Annotated in this window: 5 protein-coding genes; 2 read left to right on the forward strand and 3 right to left on the reverse strand. The window is 48.0% G+C overall.

The features are described from left to right. A partial coding sequence (locus tag AB3R30_RS26620) for a hypothetical protein (protein ID WP_458652226.1) occupies positions 1 to 217 on the reverse strand: 217 nt, incomplete at its 3' end. Positions 218 to 252: 35 nt separating this feature from the next. Between AB3R30_RS26620 and AB3R30_RS26625 the strand changes: the two genes are divergently transcribed. After that, positions 253 to 465 carry a hypervirulence associated TUDOR domain-containing protein gene (locus AB3R30_RS26625; RefSeq protein ID WP_458652227.1) on the forward strand — a complete coding sequence of 71 codons (213 nt, stop codon included), beginning with the start codon at positions 253 to 255 and terminating at the stop codon, positions 463 to 465. Positions 466 to 496: 31 nt separating this feature from the next. Here AB3R30_RS26625 and AB3R30_RS26630 read toward each other — a convergent pair whose 3' ends face one another. Next, positions 497 to 3,046, reverse strand: coding sequence for an HD family phosphohydrolase (locus AB3R30_RS26630; protein ID WP_458652228.1), 2,550 nt, complete (start codon positions 3,044 to 3,046; stop codon positions 497 to 499). Between the two features lie 124 nt (positions 3,047 to 3,170). Further along, positions 3,171 to 4,118, reverse strand: coding sequence for an ADP-ribosylglycohydrolase family protein (locus tag AB3R30_RS26635; RefSeq protein WP_458652229.1), 948 nt, complete (start codon positions 4,116 to 4,118; stop codon positions 3,171 to 3,173). Between the two features lie 182 nt (positions 4,119 to 4,300). On the opposite strand from AB3R30_RS26635, the gene AB3R30_RS26640 reads away from it, so the two are divergent. After that, a complete protein-coding gene (locus AB3R30_RS26640; RefSeq protein WP_458652230.1) occupies positions 4,301 to 5,071 on the forward strand; it encodes a peptidoglycan-binding domain-containing protein in 771 nt (256 codons plus the stop codon). Positions 5,072 to 5,400: the final 329 nt, after the last annotated feature.

Here is a 5,400-nt window from a genome sequence, read left to right on the forward strand (position 1 = left end):
GAGTTTTGAGTTTTGAGTTTTGAGTTTTGAGTTTTGAGTTTTGAGTTTTGAGTTTTGAGTTTTGAGTTTTGAGTTGGGAGTTGGGAGCTAAGAATTTTGAGTTTTGAGTGCAATTAAGGCAGCGTGGAGTTTGGAGTGTGGAAGAAATCAACCGGTCAGCATGAAGGGCTTGCCAGATCACGACTTTTGAGAGAGGTTGCAATCCAATGGACTTCATAACTTGAAAGAGACGTGAAAAAAGAGGTGTTCACTGTGACAGACGAACTGAAGAAGGGCGATCGCGTTGAGTGGAAAAGTTCTCAGGGTGAGATCAAAGGAATAGTCAAGAAAAAACTGACTGAACCCATGGACATTAAAGGACATCACGTTGCGGCAAGCAAAGATAACCCTGAGTATTTAGTGGAGAGCGATAAAACTGGCAGGGAAGCCGCCCACAAGCCAGATTCACTTAAAAAATTGACCTGAAATAGCGACAGTAAACCAACCCATTCAAATTTTAGGAAGATGGGGGCGACGCGATCGCCAATTTTGGGTAGGCAATTCGTTGATGGTTAAATTGTTGCCATACCTGAACAAAAATCGTGGCGATTTCAGTCATTTCATTCCGAGTTAGCCCTGATTGTACGAGTTGCTGATCTTGCCAACGGGCGCGCAGAATTTTATTGATCATCGCGAGAGCTTCTTCGGGGGTGGCATCTTTGAGCGATCGCAATGCAGCTTCACAGGAATCTGCCAACATGACAATTCCCGTTTCGCGCGATTGCGGAATCGGACCGTCGTAGCGAAAATCATTCTCATTTAAGCTAAGGATAGTTCCATCGGGATTAAGCTGTGGTTCATCAAAATGTTTTTCTACTTGCTGTTGCGCCTGATGATAGAAGTAAGCGATTAGCATGGTGCCTTGGTGTTCTGGAATAAACGCCCGGATAGCTTTAGGGAGTCGAGCTTTACGCGCCATTACAATTCCTTCCGTTACATGCTTCTTAATAATTTCAGCGCTGATCCAGGGATCATTAATCAAGTCGTGCTTATTTGGAGCGCCCATTTGGTTTTCAATAAACCCTTGAGGATCATGCATTTTGCCAATATCGTGATAGAGCGTTCCTGTCCGCACTAACTCCACATTGCCACCCAGCGCACGGGCGGCAGCTTCTGCTAGGGTTGCCACAAATAGCGTATGTTGAAACGTGCCAGGAGCTTCGGATGCCAGCCGTTTAAGTAAGGGGCGGTTAGGGTTAGCAAGTTCCACAAGGCGGATGGTTGTGACCAAATCAAATAGTTGCTCCAAGTAGGGACTGATGCCTAGCGCCACAATTACCCATGCCAGCCCTAATAGCGCCTGAATGCCGCTAGCACTGAGCAAGGTATACCAGACAATGCCGGAGGCAACGTTCAGCACCAGGTAAATTAGCCCTTGCAGTGCGCCCACGCCCACGCCCAGCCATGCTAGTTCTTCCCGCGATCGCAATCTACCCCCCAGCCAACCGCACATCAGCCCCGTTGTTGCACTTGCGATCAAAGTACTCCAAGTCACTTCCATCCCAACAGCGACTAATAGCGTTAGCAACCCCGCTACGGTTAGCCCCAATGGTGCGCCATAAAAGCCACCGACTAACAGTCCAATAGCTGGCAAATTAATCGATGGCACCTGAAGCGCGACTAACAGCGGCGTACTTAAACTCAGGAGCCAGAGCAACACGCCATCTCGTCGTCGGAGGGAGGGATGAAATCGGCGTTTGACAAACCACACTACCACCACCGAGCCACTGATCAAAACTCCGAAGCCCACCAAACCAAACCAATCGATGCCGCGCCGACTTAAGCCAAAATGATCCAGTAAAGCAAATTCTTTAGAGGAAATTATATCGCCTGCGCGAACAATTTTTTCACCCCGATTAATCGAAACCATGACTGGCTGAATGCCTTGGGCGGCTTGCTCTGCGCGTTCGCGTGTTTGGTTTTCATCCTGAATTAAGTTGGGCTGTAATAGTGAGATTAAAAGGTTGCTGGCGATCGCTTCAGCCTCGTTGGAAAATTCTCCTTTAACCTGAAGTTGAACGGCTGCGGCAAGTATGGATGCTGGCAGTCCTGGAGAGATGCCCTGAGCCAAAATCCGCTCGGCAATTTTTGGAGTCTGCGATCGCACCGTTTGCCAGTCTGCATCGGTCAAATCCAACAGGACTACATTGAGTTCGTCCGGCAAAGCGGGGGTTGGTTCTGTGGAGGATGCCAGAGCCGCCACGTACTTCAACTGAGATTCATTCACAGATTGAACCAGCCTCAAGTAGCGGCTCATCTCTACAGAACGGCGATAATTTCGGAGTTCGGCGATCGCTTTCTGAGCGGCTGTATCCATTAAGGAAGCAGGAATCGCAGTTTTTAGGTTAGAAATAGATCGGTTTTGGGAAAAGCCGCGATCTGCCTCAATTAATAATGCTTGCCACTGAGATTCAGGCAGTTTTCGCAGGTAGGCTTGAGTGAAAAGCGTCAGGATGCTGGTGCGAACATAGGGAAAAGCGCCCGCAGTTTGGCGCAAATCGCTCCCTTGTTGGAGTTGCTGTTGCAGCGATCGCATGACAGTTTGGTTAACGGTTTGATCCAGCATCAAAACAGATAAGGTATCCTTTCGAGCCGCACTCCGGTTCAAATCCGTGGCGCTTTTATCGATCACATTGGCTGAAAGCGGAGCATATAGGGTTTGGGGAGCCGCTTTACCAATATCAAGCTTAGGTGCGTTATAAAAACGATAGCCAAAGGTGCTGGTCAAACTAATAATGGCAATTCCTAAGACTAGCGGCGATCGCCCTGCCTTTTTAAGGAAACTCTGTTTAATTTTGGGTGGATATTGGCTAGCTGGAAGGGTACAGTAGCCTGCGTCTCCATCTGATACAGAAGGCTGCGATCGTTGATTCTCAGTAGGATTAGAAGCATTCTTATAGGATCGAATTGCCTGGTGAAAAGCACTGGAATAGTGACTCAATGGACGAAGGTTATCCAGTAAATGAGTTTTTTCCAACCGATGTACTAGTGATTGAAGGACTTTCATCACTTGCCACGAATCCCTCAGCAAATAGGAGCAGTGTATCAAGCAGGCAGCAAATCAAGCAGAACTCTAACAGTAAACTCAATTACAAAAAAGCATACCGAATCTGAGCAGATCGTCTTTTAATCTAGCTCACAATTCGCTGAGACCGAACAATCCAAGGAACCGTTACGATAGGAATCTCTGTTTCTTGCACAATAAAGGGATCATAAATGCCCGACCAAGCAGAAACCAAATGAGTAGACAAAGAATGGATTCGCTGCGGGGTTTCAGGGGTTGTAAAGGGGGCTTGTAAGGCACACTGCCACTCGGCAGGAATCCCGGTACTGCTGTTATAGGCTCCAGCTAAGGCACCTACTAGCGCTCCCACGATCTCAGGCTTCACTCTCATCCGAACGGCTCTAATTAGTGCCAAAGCTATAGTATCTGGAGTTTGCAAGAAACAGTAGAGGGCGATCGCAATTTCTACTGTCATGGATTGAGTTTCAGCCTCTAACTGAAATGCCGCGATCGCGCTTTGTAGTTCTGAGCCTTGCGCTACTAGACTTTTTAAGGTTTCTAAGGTGCTAATTAGATCGGCTGAACGGACTGCTGACTCAGGTAATGAAACATGAAGATAAGTCAAGATTTGGGCGATCAAATAGGCAGGATTCAATTGCTCCTTAATTGCTTGGGCGATCGCATAGCCAAAGACAATTACTGCATCCGATGTACTAAGATCTCCACCCCATGCCGTTACTGTTGCCGCTAAATGATGGCGTTGCTGCGTCAGGTTGTCGTGATAAAACAGCGTAATCGGTAGGGTTGCGATCGCCAGTTCTCCAGCCGATAAGCAACCCGTTGGATTCTCCCTCAAACTCTCTGGTAGGAAATTTTCCTCAACAATCCACTGCCCTGCTTGAGCGAGCCTTTCTCCTTGCAAGATTGTCACAGCAGTCCACTGAAGCTGAGAGCAAACAGTAGCTTTTCCTGGATTGCACCAGTGAGGCGACGGGTTTACCTGACCTCCCAAGCCTTCCCCCATTGCCAACCCCAGGAAGCAACCCCGAAACCGATTAACGAGTGAATATTTCACAGATTTTAAGCAACTTTCACTTTGAATTCTGCCTCTGATTTTGTATAGTAGCGCTAAATATTCAGTCTGATAGCAGACGATGCTCTAGGGAGATAGGTTAAACTCGTTTGGCACAGGCTACTTTCCCTAGCTTTATTTCCTGGTCGCAAACTAGCTTGATTGATTAATTTGGGATTTTCCCTATGGTTGATATCCACAAAATGCTACGGCACCTCACAATTTGGCAATTCTGTTTGTTAACACCGATCGCGATCGGTGCCGGAAGCTATTTGAGTCTGGTGCTCGCTGATCCAACCTTCAGCCAAACCCCCACCCCCCCGGCTGCTAGCACTCCAACAACAGGTGGATCGGATAAGGGTGCAAAAGCTCCAAGTCGCCCATTACTCACCACAGGCAGTCAAGGGGCAGAAGTGATTGAACTACAAGGCGTTCTTAAACTACTGGGCTATTATACGGGAGCCTTAAATGGTGGATATGATCCATCGACTGCGATCGCGGTTACCCAATTCCAAAAGGCTGCCGGACTACCCGCAGATGGTATTGTAGGCGCAGAAACCTGGACTCGGCTCCTCCCTCCCTCACCCACAGTCATCTCTGCCCCCAAAACCCCTCCAGTCTCGGCTCCCCCCAAGCAAGCTAGTGCTAACCCTCCCGCTAAACTCCTGGCTGTTCCAGCAACCCCAAGCAAGAATTCTGCCACTAAATCCCCTAGTGCTACTACGTCAACCACCAAGCTAGAACCAGTCGCCTTCCCAATTTTACGAATTGGAATGCAGGGTTCAGCCGTATCTGGACTGCAAGAACGTTTAAAAGCACTAGGCTTTTTGAAGAGCGCATCGGATGGAGTATTCGGTGCAGAAACTCAAGCGGCTGTCAAAGCTGCCCAAAAGAAATTTAGCCTTGCCTCAGATGGCGTTGTGGGTGCCGGAACATGGCTAGTACTCATGCGCTAAATCATCGATTTAAATCAATGATTTAGCTGGGTACAATTAAGCCCAATGTACTGACTATCGAATTGGATGACCTGCTGCTTCAATCAGTTGTTTAAAGGTTTCTTCTGATGCCTGTGCCTCGATCGTTACGGTTTTAGTGTCCAAATCAATAACCTAGCTTTCTCAAACCAGCTTGCTTAAAACCTGGTAAACCTGAAAAGGCGCTCCTCAATTGAGAGAAGCGCCTTCCTTGTTAAAGCCAGACTGTAATCTTAGCCGTTGATAGCAGGAGCCACTAGAGCAACTGGAGTCGCCTCACCCGCAGCCAAATCCAACGGGAAGTTGTGGGC

Source organism: Sivoneniella epilithica UHCC 1019 (assembly GCF_040830845.1).
Taxonomy (GTDB): Bacteria; Cyanobacteriota; Cyanobacteriia; order Leptolyngbyales; family Leptolyngbyaceae; genus ULC077BIN1.